This is a genomic window from Pseudonocardia sp. OZ21 (assembly GCF_059359135.1).
The window spans coordinates 1-541 of sequence record NZ_JCADBN010000054.1; the positions used below are offsets into that span (position 1 = coordinate 1).

Genomic DNA, 541 nt, shown 5'->3' on the forward strand with positions numbered 1-541 from the left:
CGGCGCGCAGCACCGCCCGCCGCAGCGCGGCCCGCAACTGACCGGTGGTCTGCTGCGGCGCCCGCGCCAGCACCTTCCGTTCCACCGCCTCAGCGGCCTCAGGGTTGAGGTCGGTACAGGCCTCGGCGATGATCCGCGCCTTCGCCAAGGTGATCGCCCCGGCTCCCAAGGCGGCGAAGACGCCCGGGAACTCCTCCACCAACTGCCGAGCCTCCCCGACCCGCCACGCCGCCCCGCCCGGCGAGAGCCGCAGCATCATCCCGACCTCGGCCCGCGCGGACTCCACCGCCTGCGCTGTGTTCAGACCCGCAGCAGGAGCAGCCTCGGCCGCGGCGACGAACTGGCTGATCTCCGCGAACTGCCGCGCCTGCGCCCAGGCGATGACCTTCTCCCACGCCCCGATCCGCTCCAACGCCTCGAACGCATCCGCGGGCGGCGCAGCCTGATCCAGGACCATCGCCGCCATACCGTCGGGAGCGACATCACTCCACGCCAGTGGCGCGGAGCGCGGCACCAGCCGGTGAGTGTCGATCTCGAACAT

At 72.6% G+C, this 541-nt stretch carries 1 protein-coding gene; it reads right to left on the reverse strand.

Annotated features, from left to right (window positions below):
* A partial coding sequence (locus AC5L35_RS37355) for a DUF222 domain-containing protein (protein WP_495064481.1) occupies positions 1-457 on the reverse strand: 457 nt, incomplete at its 3' end.
* Positions 458-541 lie beyond the last annotated feature (84 nt).